This is a genomic window from Halomonas sp. B23F22_3, assembly GCF_043496965.1.
Lineage (GTDB): Bacteria > Pseudomonadota > Gammaproteobacteria > Pseudomonadales > Halomonadaceae > Halomonas.
The window spans coordinates 673,360-689,200 of sequence record NZ_JBIEKG010000001.1; the positions used below are offsets into that span (position 1 = coordinate 673,360).

At 68.1% G+C, this 15,841-nt stretch carries 18 protein-coding genes; 9 read left to right on the plus strand and 9 right to left on the minus strand.

Annotated elements, in window-relative coordinates; translation table 11 throughout:
• Positions 1–33 precede the first annotated feature (33 nt).
• The 5 genes from ACGTNG_RS03030 (at position 34) to ACGTNG_RS03050 (ending at position 5,361) form a co-directional block, all read left to right on the plus strand.
• The gene (locus ACGTNG_RS03030) at positions 34–240 is read left to right on the plus strand and encodes a dodecin (RefSeq protein WP_138181745.1); all 207 of its coding nucleotides are present in this window, start codon (positions 34–36) and stop codon (positions 238–240) included.
• 118 nt (positions 241–358) lie between these two features.
• Positions 359–1,732 carry a Trk system potassium transporter TrkA gene (gene trkA / locus ACGTNG_RS03035; RefSeq protein ID WP_108445421.1) on the plus strand — a complete coding sequence of 458 codons (1,374 nt, stop codon included), beginning with the start codon at positions 359–361 and terminating at the stop codon, positions 1,730–1,732.
• A 43-nt stretch (positions 1,733–1,775) separates the two neighbouring features.
• Positions 1,776–3,224 (plus strand): TrkH family potassium uptake protein, encoded by a 1,449-nt coding sequence (locus ACGTNG_RS03040; RefSeq protein ID WP_394575400.1) that lies wholly within the window; start codon positions 1,776–1,778, stop codon positions 3,222–3,224.
• A 263-nt stretch (positions 3,225–3,487) separates the two neighbouring features.
• Positions 3,488–4,726 (plus strand): TraB/GumN family protein, encoded by a 1,239-nt coding sequence (locus ACGTNG_RS03045; protein WP_394575401.1) that lies wholly within the window; start codon positions 3,488–3,490, stop codon positions 4,724–4,726.
• Positions 4,727–5,019: 293 nt separating this feature from the next.
• Positions 5,020–5,361, plus strand: coding sequence for a c-type cytochrome (locus tag ACGTNG_RS03050; protein WP_394575402.1), 342 nt, complete (start codon positions 5,020–5,022; stop codon positions 5,359–5,361).
• A gap of 33 nt (positions 5,362–5,394) precedes the next feature.
• Here the strand turns inward: ACGTNG_RS03050 and ACGTNG_RS03055 are convergent, their stop codons facing one another.
• The 4 genes from ACGTNG_RS03055 to aceK all read right to left on the minus strand — a co-directional run bounded on the left by ACGTNG_RS03055 (position 5,395) and on the right by aceK (position 9,428).
• Positions 5,395–6,219 carry a DTW domain-containing protein gene (locus tag ACGTNG_RS03055; protein ID WP_394575403.1) on the minus strand — a complete coding sequence of 275 codons (825 nt, stop codon included), beginning with the start codon at positions 6,217–6,219 and terminating at the stop codon, positions 5,395–5,397.
• Between the two features lie 52 nt (positions 6,220–6,271).
• Positions 6,272–7,012, minus strand: coding sequence for an SIR2 family NAD-dependent protein deacylase (locus ACGTNG_RS03060; RefSeq protein WP_394575404.1), 741 nt, complete (start codon positions 7,010–7,012; stop codon positions 6,272–6,274).
• 153 nt (positions 7,013–7,165) lie between these two features.
• On the minus strand, positions 7,166–7,585 hold the full coding sequence (locus ACGTNG_RS03065) for a SpoIIAA family protein (RefSeq protein ID WP_394575405.1): 420 nt from the start codon (positions 7,583–7,585) through the stop codon (positions 7,166–7,168).
• 97 nt (positions 7,586–7,682) lie between these two features.
• Positions 7,683–9,428 (minus strand): bifunctional isocitrate dehydrogenase kinase/phosphatase, encoded by a 1,746-nt coding sequence (aceK, locus tag ACGTNG_RS03070; protein WP_394575406.1) that lies wholly within the window; start codon positions 9,426–9,428, stop codon positions 7,683–7,685.
• A gap of 262 nt (positions 9,429–9,690) precedes the next feature.
• Between aceK and ACGTNG_RS03075 the strand changes: the two genes are divergently transcribed.
• The 4 genes from ACGTNG_RS03075 to ACGTNG_RS03090 all read left to right on the plus strand — a co-directional run bounded on the left by ACGTNG_RS03075 (position 9,691) and on the right by ACGTNG_RS03090 (position 12,152).
• Positions 9,691–10,167 (plus strand): peroxiredoxin, encoded by a 477-nt coding sequence (locus ACGTNG_RS03075; RefSeq protein WP_394575407.1) that lies wholly within the window; start codon positions 9,691–9,693, stop codon positions 10,165–10,167.
• Positions 10,168–10,307: 140 nt separating this feature from the next.
• Positions 10,308–11,057: a pseudouridine synthase gene (locus ACGTNG_RS03080; RefSeq protein WP_394575408.1), complete on the plus strand. Its 750-nt coding sequence runs from the start codon at positions 10,308–10,310 to the stop codon at positions 11,055–11,057.
• 4 nt (positions 11,058–11,061) lie between these two features.
• The gene (tcdA, locus tag ACGTNG_RS03085) at positions 11,062–11,889 is read left to right on the plus strand and encodes a tRNA cyclic N6-threonylcarbamoyladenosine(37) synthase TcdA (protein ID WP_394575409.1); all 828 of its coding nucleotides are present in this window, start codon (positions 11,062–11,064) and stop codon (positions 11,887–11,889) included.
• A 38-nt stretch (positions 11,890–11,927) separates the two neighbouring features.
• Complete coding sequence (locus tag ACGTNG_RS03090; RefSeq protein WP_138181735.1) at positions 11,928–12,152, plus strand: DUF1653 domain-containing protein; 225 nt, start codon at positions 11,928–11,930, stop codon at positions 12,150–12,152.
• Positions 12,153–12,242: 90 nt separating this feature from the next.
• Here the strand turns inward: ACGTNG_RS03090 and bfr are convergent, their stop codons facing one another.
• From bfr to lptF, 5 genes are all read right to left on the minus strand, one after another.
• Entirely contained in the window at positions 12,243–12,725 is a 483-nt protein-coding gene (gene bfr, locus ACGTNG_RS03095) for a bacterioferritin (protein ID WP_394575410.1), read from the minus strand.
• A 155-nt stretch (positions 12,726–12,880) separates the two neighbouring features.
• Positions 12,881–13,087 (minus strand): (2Fe-2S)-binding protein, encoded by a 207-nt coding sequence (locus tag ACGTNG_RS03100; RefSeq protein ID WP_394575411.1) that lies wholly within the window; start codon positions 13,085–13,087, stop codon positions 12,881–12,883.
• 116 nt (positions 13,088–13,203) lie between these two features.
• Positions 13,204–13,677, minus strand: coding sequence for an RDD family protein (locus tag ACGTNG_RS03105; RefSeq protein WP_394575412.1), 474 nt, complete (start codon positions 13,675–13,677; stop codon positions 13,204–13,206).
• A 12-nt stretch (positions 13,678–13,689) separates the two neighbouring features.
• Positions 13,690–14,754: an LPS export ABC transporter permease LptG gene (gene lptG / locus ACGTNG_RS03110; protein ID WP_394575413.1), complete on the minus strand. Its 1,065-nt coding sequence runs from the start codon at positions 14,752–14,754 to the stop codon at positions 13,690–13,692.
• Positions 14,751–15,833 (minus strand): LPS export ABC transporter permease LptF, encoded by a 1,083-nt coding sequence (gene lptF, locus ACGTNG_RS03115; protein ID WP_394575414.1) that lies wholly within the window; start codon positions 15,831–15,833, stop codon positions 14,751–14,753. Before lptF ends, lptG begins: the two co-directional genes overlap by 4 nt.
• Between the last annotated feature and the right edge of the window lie 8 nt (positions 15,834–15,841).

Sequence of the window (15,841 nt, forward strand, 5' to 3'; positions counted from 1 at the left end):
GCGGGGCGCCCGATACGCCAGACAGGAGGCCGCATGAGCCATCATATCTACAAGCATATCGAGCTGACGGGGTCCTCGGAGAAGGACATCGAAAGCGCCATCCAGAACGCCCTGACCAAGGCCTCGGAGAGCCTGCACGGCATGCGCTGGTTCGAGGTCATGGAGACCCGCGGGCACATCGAGCATGCGCGGGTCGTCCACTGGCAGGTCACCATCAAGGTCGGTTTCACCCTGGATTGAAGCGGGGCGCGACCTGTTCTTCTGCCGACGGCTGATTTAGGCTTGCCTCGGTATGCTGCGGCGCACACGGTGCGCCGCTTTCGATCCCCCGGGTCTGACCAGAGCGGATAGCACATCGATGAAGATCATCATTCTGGGCGCCGGCCAGGTCGGCGGCACCCTGGCCGAACACCTGGCCCGGGAAGAGAACGACATCACGGTGGTGGACACCGACGGCGAGCGCCTGCGTGAACTGCACACGCGCCTCGATATCCGCACCGTCTCCGGCGCCGGCTCCTACCCGATGGTGCTGCGCCAGGCCGGTGGCGAGGACGCCGACATGCTGATCGCGGTGACCAACTCCGACGAGGTCAACATGATCGCCTGTCAGGTGGCGCACACGCTGTTTCGCACTCCGACCAAGATCGCCCGGGTGCGCGCCACCGCCTACCTCACCCGCAAGGGGCTGTTCGCCCACGACGCGGTGCCGATCGACGTGCTGATCAGTCCCGAGCAGGTGGTCACCGACCATATCCGCCGCCTGATCGAGCATCCCGGCGCCCTGCAGGTGCTGGAGTTCGCCAGCGGCCTGGTGCAGCTGGTGGCGGTCAAGGCCTTCTACGGCGGCCCGCTGGTCGGCCAGGAGCTCGGCTTCCTGCGCCGCCACATGCCCAGCGTCGATACCCGGGTGGCGGCCATCTACCGCCGCAACCGGCCGATCATCCCCCGCGGCGACACCGTGATCGAGGCCGACGACGAAGTCTTCTTCATCGCCGCCCGCCGCGACATCCGTGCGGTGATGAGCGAGCTGCGCCGCCTCGACCGCGACTTCCGCCGGGTGATGATCGCCGGCGGCGGCAACATCGGCGAACGCCTCGCCGAACACCTGGAGCACAGCCACCAGGTCAAGATCATCGAGCACGACCTCAATCGCTGCACCCAGCTCTCCGAGCGCCTCGACCGCACCGTGGTGCTGCACGGCAGCGCCACCGCCAAGCGGCTGCTCGAGGAGGAGAACATCGAGGACTGCGACATCTTCTGCGCCCTGACCAACGACGACGAGGTCAACATCATGTCGTCGATGCTGGCCAAGCGCATGGGCGCCAAGAAGGTGCTGACGCTGATCAACAACGCCGCCTACGTGGACCTGGTGCAGGGCGGCGAGATCGACATCGCCATCTCCCCCCAGCAGGCGACCATCGGCAGCCTGCTGACCCACGTGCGCCGCGGCGACATCGTCAACGTCCACTCGCTGCGTCGCGGCGCCGCCGAGGCCATCGAGGCCATCGCCCACGGCGACACCCAGTCATCGAAGGTGGTGGGCCGCGCCATCGGCGAGATCGATCTGCCCCAGGGCACCACCATCGGCGCCGTGGTGCGCGGCAAGGAAGTCCTGATCGCCCATGACGACGTGGTGGTCGAGTCCGGCGACCACGTCATCCTGTTCGTGATCGACAAGCGCCGGCTGCGCGACGTCGAGCGGCTCTTCCAGGTCGGGCTGACGTTCTTCTGATGGCCTGTCTCATACCCCCTGGCGACCCGAGGAGAGCCGCCCGATGAGCCTGCGCATGATCCTGCGCATCCTGGGCCTGCTGCTGATGATGTTCAGCCTGACCATGGTGCCGCCCATCCTGATCTCGCTGCTGTACCAGGACGGCATGTGGGAGGCCTTCGCGGTGGCCATCGGCATCACCGTGGCCACCGGGGCGATGATGTACCTGCCCAACCGCCGTGCCCTCAAGGAACTGCGCACCCGCGACGGCTTCTTGATCGCGGCGCTGTTCTGGAGCGTGCTGGGGCTGTTCGGCTCGCTGCCGCTGATGCTCACCGGCGACACGGCCCTGTCGCCCACCGATGCGGTGTTCGAGTCCTTCTCGGGGCTGACCACCACCGGTGCCACGGTGATCACCGGCATCGAGTTCCTGCCCAAGGCGCTGCTCTACTATCGCCAGCAGCTGCAGTGGCTGGGCGGCATGGGGATCGTGGTGCTGGCCGTGGCCATCCTGCCGACCCTGGGGGTCGGCGGCATGGCGCTCTACCGCTCCGAGATCCCGGGGCCGCTCAAGGACTCCAAGCTCACCCCGCGCATCACCGAGACCGCCAAGGCGCTGTGGTACATCTACGCCTCCCTGACCATCGCCTGCATGCTCGCCTACATGGCCGCCGGCATGGACTGGTTCGACGCCCTGGGGCACAGCTTCTCCACCGTGGCGATCGGCGGCTTCTCGACCTACGACGCCAGCATCGGCTACTTCGACAGCGCCGCCATCGAGATGATCTGCACCGGCTTCCTGCTGATCTCGGCCTTCAGCTACAGCCTGCATTTCCTGGCCTGGCGCCAGCGCAGCCTGACCCACTACTTCCAGGATCCCGAGGCGCGTTTCTTGATGCTCTTCCTGAGCGGCCTGACGGTGATCACCGCGGTCTCGCTGTGGCTGACCGACATCTACTCGACCGCCCAGGGGCTTCGCCATGCGGTGTTCGAGGTGGTCTCGGTGGCCACCACGGCCGGCTTCGCGGTCGCGGACTTCTCCACCTGGCCGGGCGCCCTGCCCTTCCTGCTGTTCGTCGCGGCCTTCGTCGGCGGCTGCTCCGGCTCCACCGGCGGCGGCATGAAGGTGATCCGCATCATCCTGATCCTCAAGCAGGGCATGCGCGAGGTGATGCGCCTGATCCACCCCAATGCGGTGATCACGGTGAAGATCGGCAAGGTCAGCGTGCCCGACGGCATCGCCCAGGCGGTGTGGGGCTTCTTCTCCGCCTACGTGATGCTGTTCTTCCTGATGCTGGTGGGCGTGATGGCCACCGGCGTCGACCAGGTCACCGCCTGGTCCACCGTGGGCTCGGCGCTCAACAACCTCGGCCCGGCGCTGGGCGAGGCCAGCGCGCATTACGGCGACCTGCCGAGCCTGGCCAAGTGGATCCTGGTGGTGGCGATGCTGCTCGGCCGCTTGGAGATCTTCACCGTGCTGGTGCTCTTCACCCCGGCTTTCTGGCGCAAGTAGGGAAAGCCCTGATTTATTGCTGCGCTCGATATCCTGGCCGCCGGCGGTGCTCGCCATCCTCATGTAGCGAGCTACACTCCGGTGGCTGCGCTCCGGCAGCGACCAGCCTCTCATCGCTCGCGGCATAAATCAGCATTTCCCAATGTTGCAGACGTGGAATGCGAAAGAGCTTGTCGCAAACCTCATGCAAGCAGCACGGCGGGTTTGGCCTGCCCCGGCGCTTCGTGGATAATCGAGCCTCCACTCCCACAGCCCGAGCGTCCATGACCGACTCCCAGGACTCCGTGATCACTCCCCCGCAGGACGCGACCACCAGCGGCCCGCGCCAGGAGCTCGTGGTGGGCGAGACCCGCTACACCCTGCTGGGCACCGCCCACGTCTCCGCCGAGAGCGCCGCGGACGTGCGCGCGCTGATCCGCTCCGGCGAGTTCGATGCCGTGGCCATCGAGCTGTGCGACTCGCGCCACCACAGCCTGACCAACCCCGATGCCCTGGGCGAGCAGGACCTGTTCCAGATCTTTCGCCAGGGCAAGGCCGGCATGGTCGCCGCCAGCCTGGCGCTGGGCGCCTTCCAGCAGCGCGTCGCCGAGCAGTCGGGGATCGAGCCGGGCGCGGAGATGCGCGCCGCCCTCGAAGAGAGCCGCGACGCCGACCTGCCGCTGCTGCTGATCGATCGCGACGTGGGCATCACCCTCAAGCGCATCTACCACAACGTGCCCTGGTGGCAGCGCTTCTCGCTGTTCTCGGGGCTGCTCGGCAGCGTGCTCTCGCGCCAGCAGGTCTCCGCCGAGGAGATCGAGCGGCTCAAGGAGGGCGACGTCCTGGAGTCCACCTTCAGCGAGTTCGCCGCCGAATCGGCCTCGCTCTACGAGCCGCTGATCAGCGAGCGCGACCGCTACATGGTGCTACGCCTGGCGGAAGACGCCGCCCCCGGCCGTTATCGTCGCGTGCTGGTGGTGATCGGCGCCGGCCACATGAAGGGCATGGCCGAACGGCTGGAGCAGCCGCTGCCCGAGGCGCCGCGTCCGGAGCGCGAGGCCCTGGAGGCCACGCCGCCGCCGTCGAAGGTGTGGAAGGCGCTGCCCTGGGCGATCACCGCGCTGGTGCTGACCGGCTTCGCCATCGGCTTCTCGCGCAACACCGAGCTCGGCTGGCAGCTGGTCGTGGAGTGGTTCCTGATCAACGGCGTGCTCTCCGGCGCCGCCACCCTGGTCGCCCTGGCGCATCCTCTCACGGTCGCGGCCACCTTCGTCGCCGCCCCGCTCACCTCGCTCAACCCCACCATCGGCGCCGGCTTCGTGGCCGCGGGCGTCGAGCTGTGGCTGCGCAAGCCCAAGGTCCGGGACTTCTCGACCCTGCGTCACGACGTCACCGAGCTCAAGGGCTGGTGGCGCAACCGGGTCTCGCGCACCCTGCTGGTATTCCTCACCGCCACGCTCGGCTCCGCTGCCGGGACCTGGATCGCCGGCTTTCGCATCGCCGGCAAGCTGTTCGGCGGCTGATCCGCTTCTGCGCCCCGCCCGAACCGCCCGCCCTCGTCGTCGCCCCATCGGGCGGCGGCGGGCCCGTATGAAAGGCGCGGCGGCGGGCTGCAGGAGAGAGGCGGCGGTCCCGCATGCCATAGACCTCAAGCCGGCATGAGCGTCGGCCGCCCGTGCATGAGAAAAAGCAGAAACCGCCCTCCGGCTCCCTGACCTATGTTCAAGGCAGCGGCCACGAAGCCCCTCGGCTCCGAGGTCGCCTTGCGCGATGCACCCTCCCGGGTGCATCAGGATCGATCCAGGGGGGCGAGACGATGAAGACGACCGTGCTATTCATGACGCTTGGCGGCCTGCTGCTGGGCGCCGCCTCCGCGGCGGCGGACATGCATGCCGATACGATGGCGCTGGCCGAGGAGAAACAGTGCCTGAGCTGCCACGCCCGGGACGACGACACCCCGCGGGCGCCGGGCTTCAACAGCATCGCCGCCAAGTACGCGGATGGCGAGATGCACGACTACCTGGTCGAGGTCGTGATGACGGGTGGCGAGAAGCACTGGGGGTCGGCGACCATGCCGGAGCCCGGGGAGCGCCCCGAGGTGAGCGAGGAGGAGGCCAAACAGCTGGTCGACTGGATCCTCAGCAAGCATCAGGAGTGAGGCCGGCGCCGGACCAGCGCGCGGGAGGCCCGCCTAGCGGCCGGCTCGCTCCAGCAGCCGCCGCATCGCCGGCGTGGGCGCCTCGAGCTTGTGGTGGCGCCGGCTGGCGGCGTAGCTGTCGTTGAAGGCGTCGAAGGTGTCGTCGAGCACCTCTGCGGCCTCGCGGTCGCCGGCCTGGCGCAGTAGCTCGATGGCCACCTCAGCGGTGCACAGGTGGGCGGCCGAGGCCGGCTTGCGCAGCCGATAGCGTGTCAACCGCTCGGTGGCCAGCGGCAGCACCGGCAGCCGCGCGAGGTAGGGGCTCTTGCGGAAGATGCGTCGTGCCTGGCGCCAGGTGCCGTCGAGGATGATGAAGACCGGCACCCGACCCGTGCGCTTGCCGGCCGCGACGCGCTCCATGCCCACCACGCGGTCGGCATAGTCGGGCTGGTCGTCGGGGAAGATCACGAAGGGATCGAAGCGCTCGTCGTCGAGCAGCGCCAGCAGCCGCGCATCCGGTGCCGTGCGATACCAGGTGAAGACCTCGGTATCGCTCAGCACGTCGCCGATCAGCCGGCCGGTGTTGGTGGGCTTGTGGTGCTCCAGCGGATGGGTCAGCAGCCATACCTTCGCCTCGCTCCGGGCGCCGACCCGATAGGGACACAGGCAGTTGAGCGCCGGCAGGTTGCAGCCCTCGCAGCGCGTCACGAAGCTCCCGCGCGCCTTGAACTCGCGCCGCGGCGGCCGCGGATGACCGGTAGCGGGGTCACTGGAGAGACCGGCTTCGGGGTCACTGGACAGACCGGCCTCGGGGTCACAAGAGAGACCGGTGGCGGGGTCGCGCTCGATGACGGTGTCCTGGAGGGTGTCGTCCTGCATGCTGGCCTGATCCCGACGGCGAAGGGGGCGGCATTCTAGCATGCCGCCCGCCTCATGCCTCGCCCAGCAGGGTCTCCGGCAGCCACAGGCGCCGCTCACGCTTCCAGTGGCGCACCAGAGCCGGCACGCCCTTGCCGGCCGGCTGCTCGATTCCGGCCGTGCCCGGTGGCGCCAGGGCACGTGCCTCGGGGTCGACCAGCACACAGGGCACATCCAGGGGCGTGTGCTCGAGCAGCGCCGCGGCCGGCATCACCGCGAGCGAGGTGCCCACCACCAGCAGCAGATCGGCCCGGGCCACGGTCTCGCAGGCCTCCATGAAGTGCGGCACGCTCTCGCCGAACCACACCACGTCGGGGCGCAGCTGGCTGCCCTTGTCGCAGAGGTCGCCGAGGCGAATCCCACCGCGGGGCAGCGGATAGTGCATGCGCGCATCCACCGTGGAGCGCGCCTTGAGGATCTCGCCGTGCAGGTGCAGCACTCGGCGCGAGCCGGCGCGCTCGTGCAGGTCGTCGATGTTCTGGGTGATGATGCTGACCGCGAAGCCCTGCTTCTCGAGGCTCGCCAGCGCCTTGTGGGCGGCGTTGGGGCGGGCCCGGCGCACCTGGTCGCGGCGCTGGTCGTAGAAGCGCAGTACCCGCGCGGGGTCGCGCCGCCAGCCTTCGGGGGTGGCGACCTCCTCGATCGGATGGTCGGCCCACAGGCCATCGCTGGCGCGAAAGGTCTGGATGCCGCTCTCGGCACTGATCCCCGCCCCGGTGAACACCACCAGGTGCGGGCGTCGCTGTTCGACCATTCACCACCTCTCGCCGTGCGGGCGCCAGCTACCCGCTTTCCAAACGTAATCGCTTTCTGACGCTACCACTCCGGCCCCCGGTGCGACCAGGCAGTGCCCCGGCGGCGGCTCCATCACTCAGGCGACATGCGCTCGGCAGGAGGTCAGGCACGATCAGGCGCCGTGATAGCCATCTTCCTCGGGGTCCTCGTGGTCCCCCTTGGGCAGTTCAGCGGCCCAGGTCATGGCCTCGGCGTGCTCGCGCTGGGAGAAGGTGCGGATCTCCACGGCCTTGAACAGCCGTTCCTCCAGATGGGCGAGGTGCTTGACCCACTCCTGGTCGGTGACGACGGCGGCCCGGTGGTAGTGCTCGAGGTCGCCGAGCTGGGTCAGGCCGTAGCCGACATCCTTCAGCAGGGCGGTCAGGGTCATCCAGCGAAGGCCGTCGATCTCGACCACCAGGCTGACCCGGGGATGGGCCCGCTTGGCAGCCTCGATAGCATCGATGGCGTGCTGCAACTCCTGGGCCTTGACGACGCCACTCGCCTTCATCGCCACGACATGCTCCGCAGGGTGGGAAATCAGGTCCAGCATGGGCGCTCTCCTTGGAGTTGATAGCGTGGCGAGGCAGGCTCGGTTGCCTTCAGCATAGCGTGCCTCGACCCGGCCTGGAGCTGGCCAGGTGATCCGGCTAGTAGACCAGGCCGTTGCCGTCGTCGCCGGCGAAGCGCCGCTTGTTGCGATAGGGATAGACGTCGATCACGCGGCCGTCGAGGATCGCCTGCTGCAGCCCCTTCCAGTAGTCGGCGTCGAACAGCTCCGGGTGCAGCTGGTAGAAGAGCTTGCGCCGGCGCACGTCGGCGAACAGGAAGGGGCCGAACTCCTCGGGGAAAATATCATTGGGCCCCACCGAGTACCAAGGCTCGTCGGCCAGCTCCTGCTCGGGGTAGAGAGGCTCGGGAATGTGCCGGAAGTGGCACTCGGTGAGGTAGCTGATCTCATCGTAGTCGTAGAAGATCACGCGCCCGTGGCGGGTCACCCCGAAGTTCTTCAGCAGCATGTCGCCGGGAAAGATGTTGGCGGCGGCCATCTGCTTGATGGCGTTGCCGTAATCCTTGAGCACCGCGCGGGTCTCCGCCTCGTCGCAGGCCTCCAGGTAGAGGTTGAGCGGGGTCATCATGCGCTCGGTATAGCAGTGCTTGATGATCACCTTGTCGCCGCGCAGGTAGACCGTGGAGGGGGCCACCTCCAGCAGGTGCGCCAGGCACTCGGGATCGAAATGGTCCTGGCGGGCGATGAAGTTGGAGAACTCCTGGGTATCGGCCATGCGTCCCACCCGGTCGTGGCGCTTGACCAGGCGATACTTGTCGCGGACGTTCTCGGCGGTCATCTCCTTGCTCGGATCGAAACGGTCCTTGATGATCTTGAACACGGTGCGAAAGGAGGGCAGCACGAACACCGCCATGACCATGCCCCGCACTCCCGGGGCGATGACGAACTGATCCTCCCGCCGGGCCACCTGGCGGTTCAGGGCGCGGAAGAACTCGGTCTTGCCGTGCTTGTAGAAGCCGATGGCGGCATACAGCTCGCCTTGGGGCTTGTCGGGCATCAGCTCCTGGAGGTAGTGCACGAACTCGCTGGGCACCACCACCTTGACCTGGAAGTAGGCGCGGGTGAAGGAGAAGATGATCGAGACCTCCTCGGGCTCGATCAGCAGCGTATCCAGGTGCAGCCCCACGCCCTCGCGGTGGAGCACCGGCAGCACCAGCGGCACCTGCTCGCCGCCGCCCAGCACCCGCCCGACCAGGTAGGCGCCCTTGTTGCGATAAAAAACGCTCTTGATCAGCTCGATCTCGGCCTCGGGGTCCTCGAGGATGGCCGCCGGCAGCAGCCGCCGCAGCACCTCGCTGCCGAGCTCGACGTCGCGGGAGAGGTCGACGAAGGGCGTCTCGAAGCGCGCCTCGCCGAGCGCCCAGCGAAGGCCCGCCGCCCAGTCGCCGCCCACCCGCCGCACGCGACACAGTTCGAGGCCGGAGTGGTGCGCCGCCCGCTCCCGGGAGCTGTAGACGAACATCCAGTCGTTGCGGATGTGGCGATGGTGGAACAGCGAGCAGAACATCGAGTTGAAGTAGGTCTCGGCGAGCTCGTAGTCGAGCCGCTGATCGATCAGCGAGGCATAGTGCCCGCGCGCCTCCTGCCAGCACTCGCAGTTGGTCAACTGTTCGTCGTCGAGGGTGCGCTTGAGGCGCACCAGGGTGTCCTGGACCTTCTCGTCGTAGAGATCGATGCGCTCCGCGGAGGCCTGCTGCGCCTCGCGCCAGGCCGCGTCGCGAAAGCGCCGACTGGCATCGTCGGTGATCTGCTTGAAGCGCGAGCGATATTCGTCGAAGCCGTGCAGCACCGTGGCGGCAAGGCGATAGGCGGGCGAATGCGACATGGTCGAACTCCGGGCGGCGATCGCCTCCAGCATGACGAATCGGGCCGCCCGAGGCGAGCCGACCATGGTGGTGCCTGCCCCGGATGACGGGACGTGCCGCTCGCACTGCCGGGTGCCCAAGGCAGGGGCGCATGACGAAAGGGGGCCTTCCCCTTGGCGAACCACCGGCCGGCCCCCCACACTGTCGGAGCAGACCCGCGGCGCGCGGCGCGCGACGCGCGCGCGACCTTCACGACCGTTCTTAACGACAAGGAAGCACCCCATGACGATTGCCAAGGGCGACAAGATTCCCGACATCACCCTCAAGACCAACGGCCCCGACGGCCCCGAAGACCTCTCCACCGGCGACTTCTTCGCCGGCCGGCGGGTGGTGCTCTTCGCCGTGCCCGGCGCCTTCACGCCGGGCTGCTCCAACACCCACATGCCGGGCTTCGTGGTCAATGCCGACAAGCTCTCCGCCAAGGGCGTAGACGCCATCGCCTGCCTGGCGGTGAACGATGCCTTCGTGATGGATGCCTGGCAGAAGGATCAGAACGCCCAGGCCATGACCATGCTGGCCGACGGCAACGCCGAGTTCACCCGTGCCTTGGGCATGGAGCTGGACGCCTCCAGCGGCGGCATGGGCCTTCGCTGCAAGCGCTTCGCCCTGATCGCCAACGACGGCGTGGTGGAGTATCTCGGCATCGACGCCAAGGGCGTCGAGGCGAGCAGCGCCGAGACGGTGCTGGCCCACCTCTAGGCGGGATCCTCGCCCGGGCGGCCCCTGAGCCCGGAACGGGCGGGAGACCCGAGTGCGCGCCGTGAGCCGGCACGGCCGGGATGACAGCGCGGCGCCGGGGGGCGACAATGGCGCCCCCTTGTCCCGGCCCCGATGCTCCGATGACGCCACCGCTCAGCCTTCTCCATCAGGATGACCACCTGGTCGCCGTGCACAAGCCGGCCGGCCTGCTGGTGCATCGCAGCGCGCTTGCCCGCGGCGAGCGCGAGTTCCTGCTGCAACGCCTGCGCAACCAGCTGGGGCGGCGGGTCTATCCGGTGCACCGCCTGGATCGCCCCACCTCCGGGGTGATCGTCTTCGCCCTGGATCCCGAGATCGCGGCGTCGCTCCAGGCGGCCTTCACCGAGCGCCGGGTGACCAAGCGCTACCTGGCGGTGGTGCGCGGCATCGGTCCGGCGCAGGAGCGCCTGGACTACCCGCTGCGCGAGGAGGATGGCCGCCGCCCCAAGGCGGAGATGCCCGCCATGGAGGCGACGACCGACGTCCGCCGGCTCGACAGCGTGGAGCTGCCGGTGCGCGTGGATCGCTACCCCCAGAGCCGCTACTCGCTGATGGAGGCGCGCCCCCTCACCGGCCGTCGCCACCAGATCCGCCGGCATCTCTCGCGGCGCGGCTACCCGATCATCGGCGACGCCAAGCACGGCAAGGGCAACCACAACCGCTTCTTCGCCGAGCAGCTGGCCTGCCCCCGCCTGCTGCTGGCCGCGGTGGGCCTGGCCCTCGATCATCCGGTGAGCGGTGAGCGCCTCGATCTCCACTGCCCGCTGGACGCCACCATGACGGCCCTCTTCGAACGCTTCGGCTGGACGGGCCACCTGCCGACGCCGACCCGCTCTCCCTCTCAAGCGTGATGCCATGACCGATACCGCCCCGCTCCCCCCGCCCTCCTCCGCGCCCGACGACGTCGAGGCCCGCTTCGGCGGCATTCGCCGGCTCTACGGCCGGCGCGCCGCCGAGCGCTTCCGCACCGCCCACGTGGTGGTGGTGGGCGTGGGCGGCGTGGGCAGCTGGACGGTGGAGGCGCTGGCGCGCTCCGGGATCGGCAAGCTGACGCTGATCGACCTGGACGACGTCTGCGTCTCCAACGTCAATCGCCAGCTGCACGCCCTGGACGGCACCATCGGCCGCCCCAAGGTGGAGGTGCTGGCCGAGCGCTGCCGCGCCATCCAGCCGGGCATCGAGGTGGTCGCCGACGCCGCCTTCGTCACCCCCGCGAACCTCGCCCAGCGCATCCCGAAGGATGCCGACCAGCTGGTGGACGCCATCGACAGCGTGGTCGCCAAGGCGGCGCTGATCGCCTGGTGCAAGCGCCGCAAGCTGCCGATCGTGGTGACCGGTGCCGCCGGCGGCCAGACCGACCCCACCCGCATCCGCGTGGCCGACCTGACCCGTACCGAGCACGACCCGCTGCTGGCCAAGGTGCGCGCCCGCCTGCGCCGCGACTTCGGCTTCTCGCGCAACCCCAAGCGGCGCTTCTCGGTGGAGTGCGTCTACTCCGACGAGCAGCTCGTCTACCCGAGCAGCGACGGCGAGGTCTGCCTGCAGAAGCCCGGCGACGGCGAGGCGACCCGGCTCGACTGCGCCTCGGGCTTCGGCGCGGCCACCTTCGTCACCGGCAGCTTCGGCTTCACCGCCGCTTCCCGGGTGCTGGCGCGGCTGGCGAAACAGGCCGCCGCCCCCTGACGCTCACGATCCCCATCTTCAGCAGAGGAACCGCTGCCATGGACAACAAGGCCCCCCGCGGCATCTACCGCCACTACAAGGGTCCGCTCTACGAGGTGCTCGGCGTCGCCCGGCACAGCGAGACCGAGGAGCCGCTGGTGGTCTACCGCGCGCTGTACGGCGACTACGGGCTCTGGACGCGACCGCTGGACATGTTCCTCGAGACCGTCGAGGTGCAGGGCGAGCCGGTGCCGCGCTTCGCCCTGGAGAAAGCCTTCCCGTAAGCCAGGCCCTCAGACGACGAAGCGCCCCGTGGCCGGCTGGCCACGGGGCGCTTGGTATTCGGATAAACGATCCTGTGATCGAGTGGGGCGTTACTCGTCGCCGGCTTCCTGCATCTGCTTCATCAGGTAGTTCTCGATCCCGACCTTGTCGATCAGGCCAAGCTCGGTCTCGATGTGATCGATGTGATCCTCTTCGTCGGCGAGGATGTCACGGAAGAGATCGCGGCTGACGTAGTCCTTTACCTGCTCGCAGTAGGTGATCGCGTCGATGTAGTCCTGGCGGCCCTCGTGCTCGATCTTGAGGTCGCACTCGAGCATCTCGCGAACGTTCTCGCCGATGTTGAGCTTGCCCAGATCCTGCAGGTTGGGGATGCCCTCGAGGAACAGGATACGCTCTATCAGCTTGTCGGCGTGGTTCATCTCCTCGATGGACTCGTCGTACTCCCATTTGGCCAGCGCCTTCAGGCCCCAGTCCTTGTACATCTTCGCATGCAGGAAGTACTGATTGATCGCCACCAGCTCGTTGCCAAGCGCGGTATTCAGGTGCTCGATGACCTTGCTGTCGCCTTTCATCTCATTACCTCGATCACGGTTGTCAGTACACGATTCCAGCTTGGCATGGGCGCGTCGGCCTGGCCAGCTCATGGCACCCCAGTGTAGACATCGTCAGAGATAACTCAATCAAATCATAGAGTTGGAAAACTCAAGGCGAACGATAACGATTGCCGTCACACGGCGTAGGCGAGCCCCTCGGCGGCGGCATTCATCTCGGCCTTGATGGCCTCGCGGGTGATGTCCTTGCCCGTGCCGGCACACTTGCCACACTGGGTCGCGCAGCCCGTCTGCTGCTGGACCTCGCGCCAGCTGCGCGCCCCCTCCTCGACGGCGCCGCGGATACGATGGTCGGTCACGTTCTTGCAGAGACACACGTACATGTCATCACCTCACGCTGGTCATGAGGTGAATGTAAATGATTCGCATGGGTAACCGCAAGCGCCGAGTGGTGAAAATCTGATCGATATCAGGTTTTCTCTCCCGCCGCCGGCGCGACTCAGCGACGCTTGGGCAGCACCACCACCCGGGTATTGGAGACGATGTCCGGCCAGCTGCGCCGCTCGCCGTCGAAGAGGATCCATAGATAGCCGAGGCCGAAGGCGGCCAGCGAGATGGTCGCCACCAGGAAGCGCTGCAGCGCCTGGAAGGCGGTGATCGAGGCGCCATCGAGGGTCTGCACCCTGAGCCGCCAGGCCTGCATGCCCAGCGTCATGCCGCCCCGGGTCCAGAAGAAAGCGAAGAACACGAAGGCGCCGAGCGCCATCAGCAGGCGCAGCGAGAGCACCTGGACGGGCCCCACGCCGACCTGCTCGGCCGGCACCCCGAGCACCAGCCGCACCACCGCCAGGTGAAGCGCGGCGATGACGATCCAGATCGCCAGCACCAGCAGGCCGTCGTAGAGCATGGCGCCCAGCCGCCGGCCGAGGCCGGCCGGCCAGACTTCGTCGAGTCGATCGAAACGTCGCTGCATGGGATCCTCGTCTCAGCCGGTACGGCGCAATAGGTACAGGCCCAGCCCGGCACACAGCAGGATCGGCGCCAGCACCGCCCAGGCCGGCGAGAAGCCGAACACCGTCGATGCGGGCCCCAGCAGGTCCTGGAGGTACTTGAAGATGAGGCCGGTGACCACGCCGTAGAAGACCCGAGTGCCGGCCGCCACGGTCCGCAGGGGGCCGAACACGAAGGAGGCCGCCACCAGCACCAGCGAGGCCATGGTCAGCGGCATCAGCATCTTCTGCCAGAAATAGAGCAGCGGCTGGGTCGCCTGCTGTCCCTGCTCGCGCAGGTAACGGGCATAGGTCCACAGCTCGCTGGGGGCCTGGGTCTCGACGTCGCGCAGCAGCCGGTCGAGCTGCGCGGGGGTCATGGCGGTCTCCCAGGGCAGGGTGTCGTGGTGTTGAACCTCGGTTCGCCCCCCGTCGAAGCGGGTCACGGCGACCTGCCTGAGCTGCCAGTGATCATCCTGCCAGACCGCCTGGCGCGCGCTCAGCGCCTCGGTGAGCCGGTGGCCCGCGAAGCGATAGCGGGTCAGGTCGAGCACGGTGTCGTCGGCGCGGATGGCGCCGAAGCGATAGACGTCGTCCCCCTCACGCTGCCAGCCGCCCCGCTCGGTGAGCAGCGCCCCTTCGCCCTGCATCTGCTCGAGGCGCCAGGCGCTGGCGAACTGTTCGGTGCGGGGGCTGACGAACTCGGCGATGGTCAGCACCACCAGGATCACCAGGATGATCGGCTTCATCACTCCCCAGAGGATGCGCACCAGGGAGCGGCCGGCGGCGCGCATCACGGTGAGCTCGTTGCTCGAGGCCATGCTGCCCAGGCCGATCAGCGCGCCGATCAGCACCCCCACCGGCGCATATTGATAGAAACGCCAGGGCAGGCGCATCAGCAGATAGAGCAGCACCTCGAAGGCGCCGTAGTCGCCCTCGACGTCGCCGAGGTCGTTGATGTAGGTGATCACCAGGTCCAGCCCCAGCAGCACGACCTGCACGACGAGGATGGCGCCCAGCACGTTGCGGGCGATATAGCGATCGAGACGGTCGGTGATCATCCGCTCATTCCCTTGTGCTGGGCCCTGGCCATCATGGCCAGGCCGATGGCCAGGAAGCCGCCGTGGATCGGCCACATGCCGATCACCACCGGCCAGCTGCCGCGACCGATGGCGTCCATCGCCGCCAGCAGCAGGCTGAGGTAGGCCACGTAGAGAAAGATCGCCGGCAGCAGCTTGGAGAAGCGTCCCTGGCGCGGGTTGACCCGCGAGAGCGGCATGGCCAGCAGGGTCAGGATGAAGACCATCAGCGGCAGGCCGAGGCGCCACTGCAGCTGGGCCCGGGCCGGCAGGGCCTCGGCGCTGAACAGCGCGGCGGTGGTGGCGTACTCGGGGGCGTCGAGTTCCGCGCCCTGGGCGGCCCCGGAGAGGCGCACGGCGTAGGTGCCGAACTCGAGGCGCTCGGCCTCGGCGCGGCCGGGGTCGACGCTGTAGCGCTCGCCCTCTTCCAGCACCAGAAAGCGGCTGCCGGTCTCGTCATCGACGGTCTGGTAGCCGCTCCGCGCCCGGGTCACCACGCTTTCCGGGGTCGTGTCGCTGCGCGACTGGCGCTCGCTGATGAAGACCTCCTGCATCCGCGTGCCGTCGTCGTTGAAGCCCTCGGTATAGGCCGTGCGCCCGCCGCCGAAGTCCTGGAAGCGTCCCGGCGCCAGCGCCGTGAAGTCGAGCCGGCTGCGCTGCTCCTCGAGAAGCACCTCGTTGTGCAGCGCCCCGGCCGGGGTCAGCCACAGGCTGCAGAGACCGGCCAGCAGCGCCACCAGGGTCGCCGGCACCAGGCTGACCTGCAGCAGGCGATGGGGGCTCGTGCCACAGGCCACCAGCACGGTGATCTCGCTGTTAAGGTAGAGCTGCCCGTAGGCCAGCAGGATCCCCAGGAAGAAGGCCAGCGGCAGGATCAGCTCGAGAAAGCCCGGCAAGTGAAAGAGCATCAGGGTGCCGAGGATGCTCACCGGGATCTCCCCTTCCGCCGCGTTGGAGAAGTAGCGGATGAAACGACTGCCCATGATCACCAGCAACAGGATGCCGGCCACGGCGGACATGGTCAGCAGGATTTCACGGGTCAGGTAACGAAATATGATCAACGTTGTCT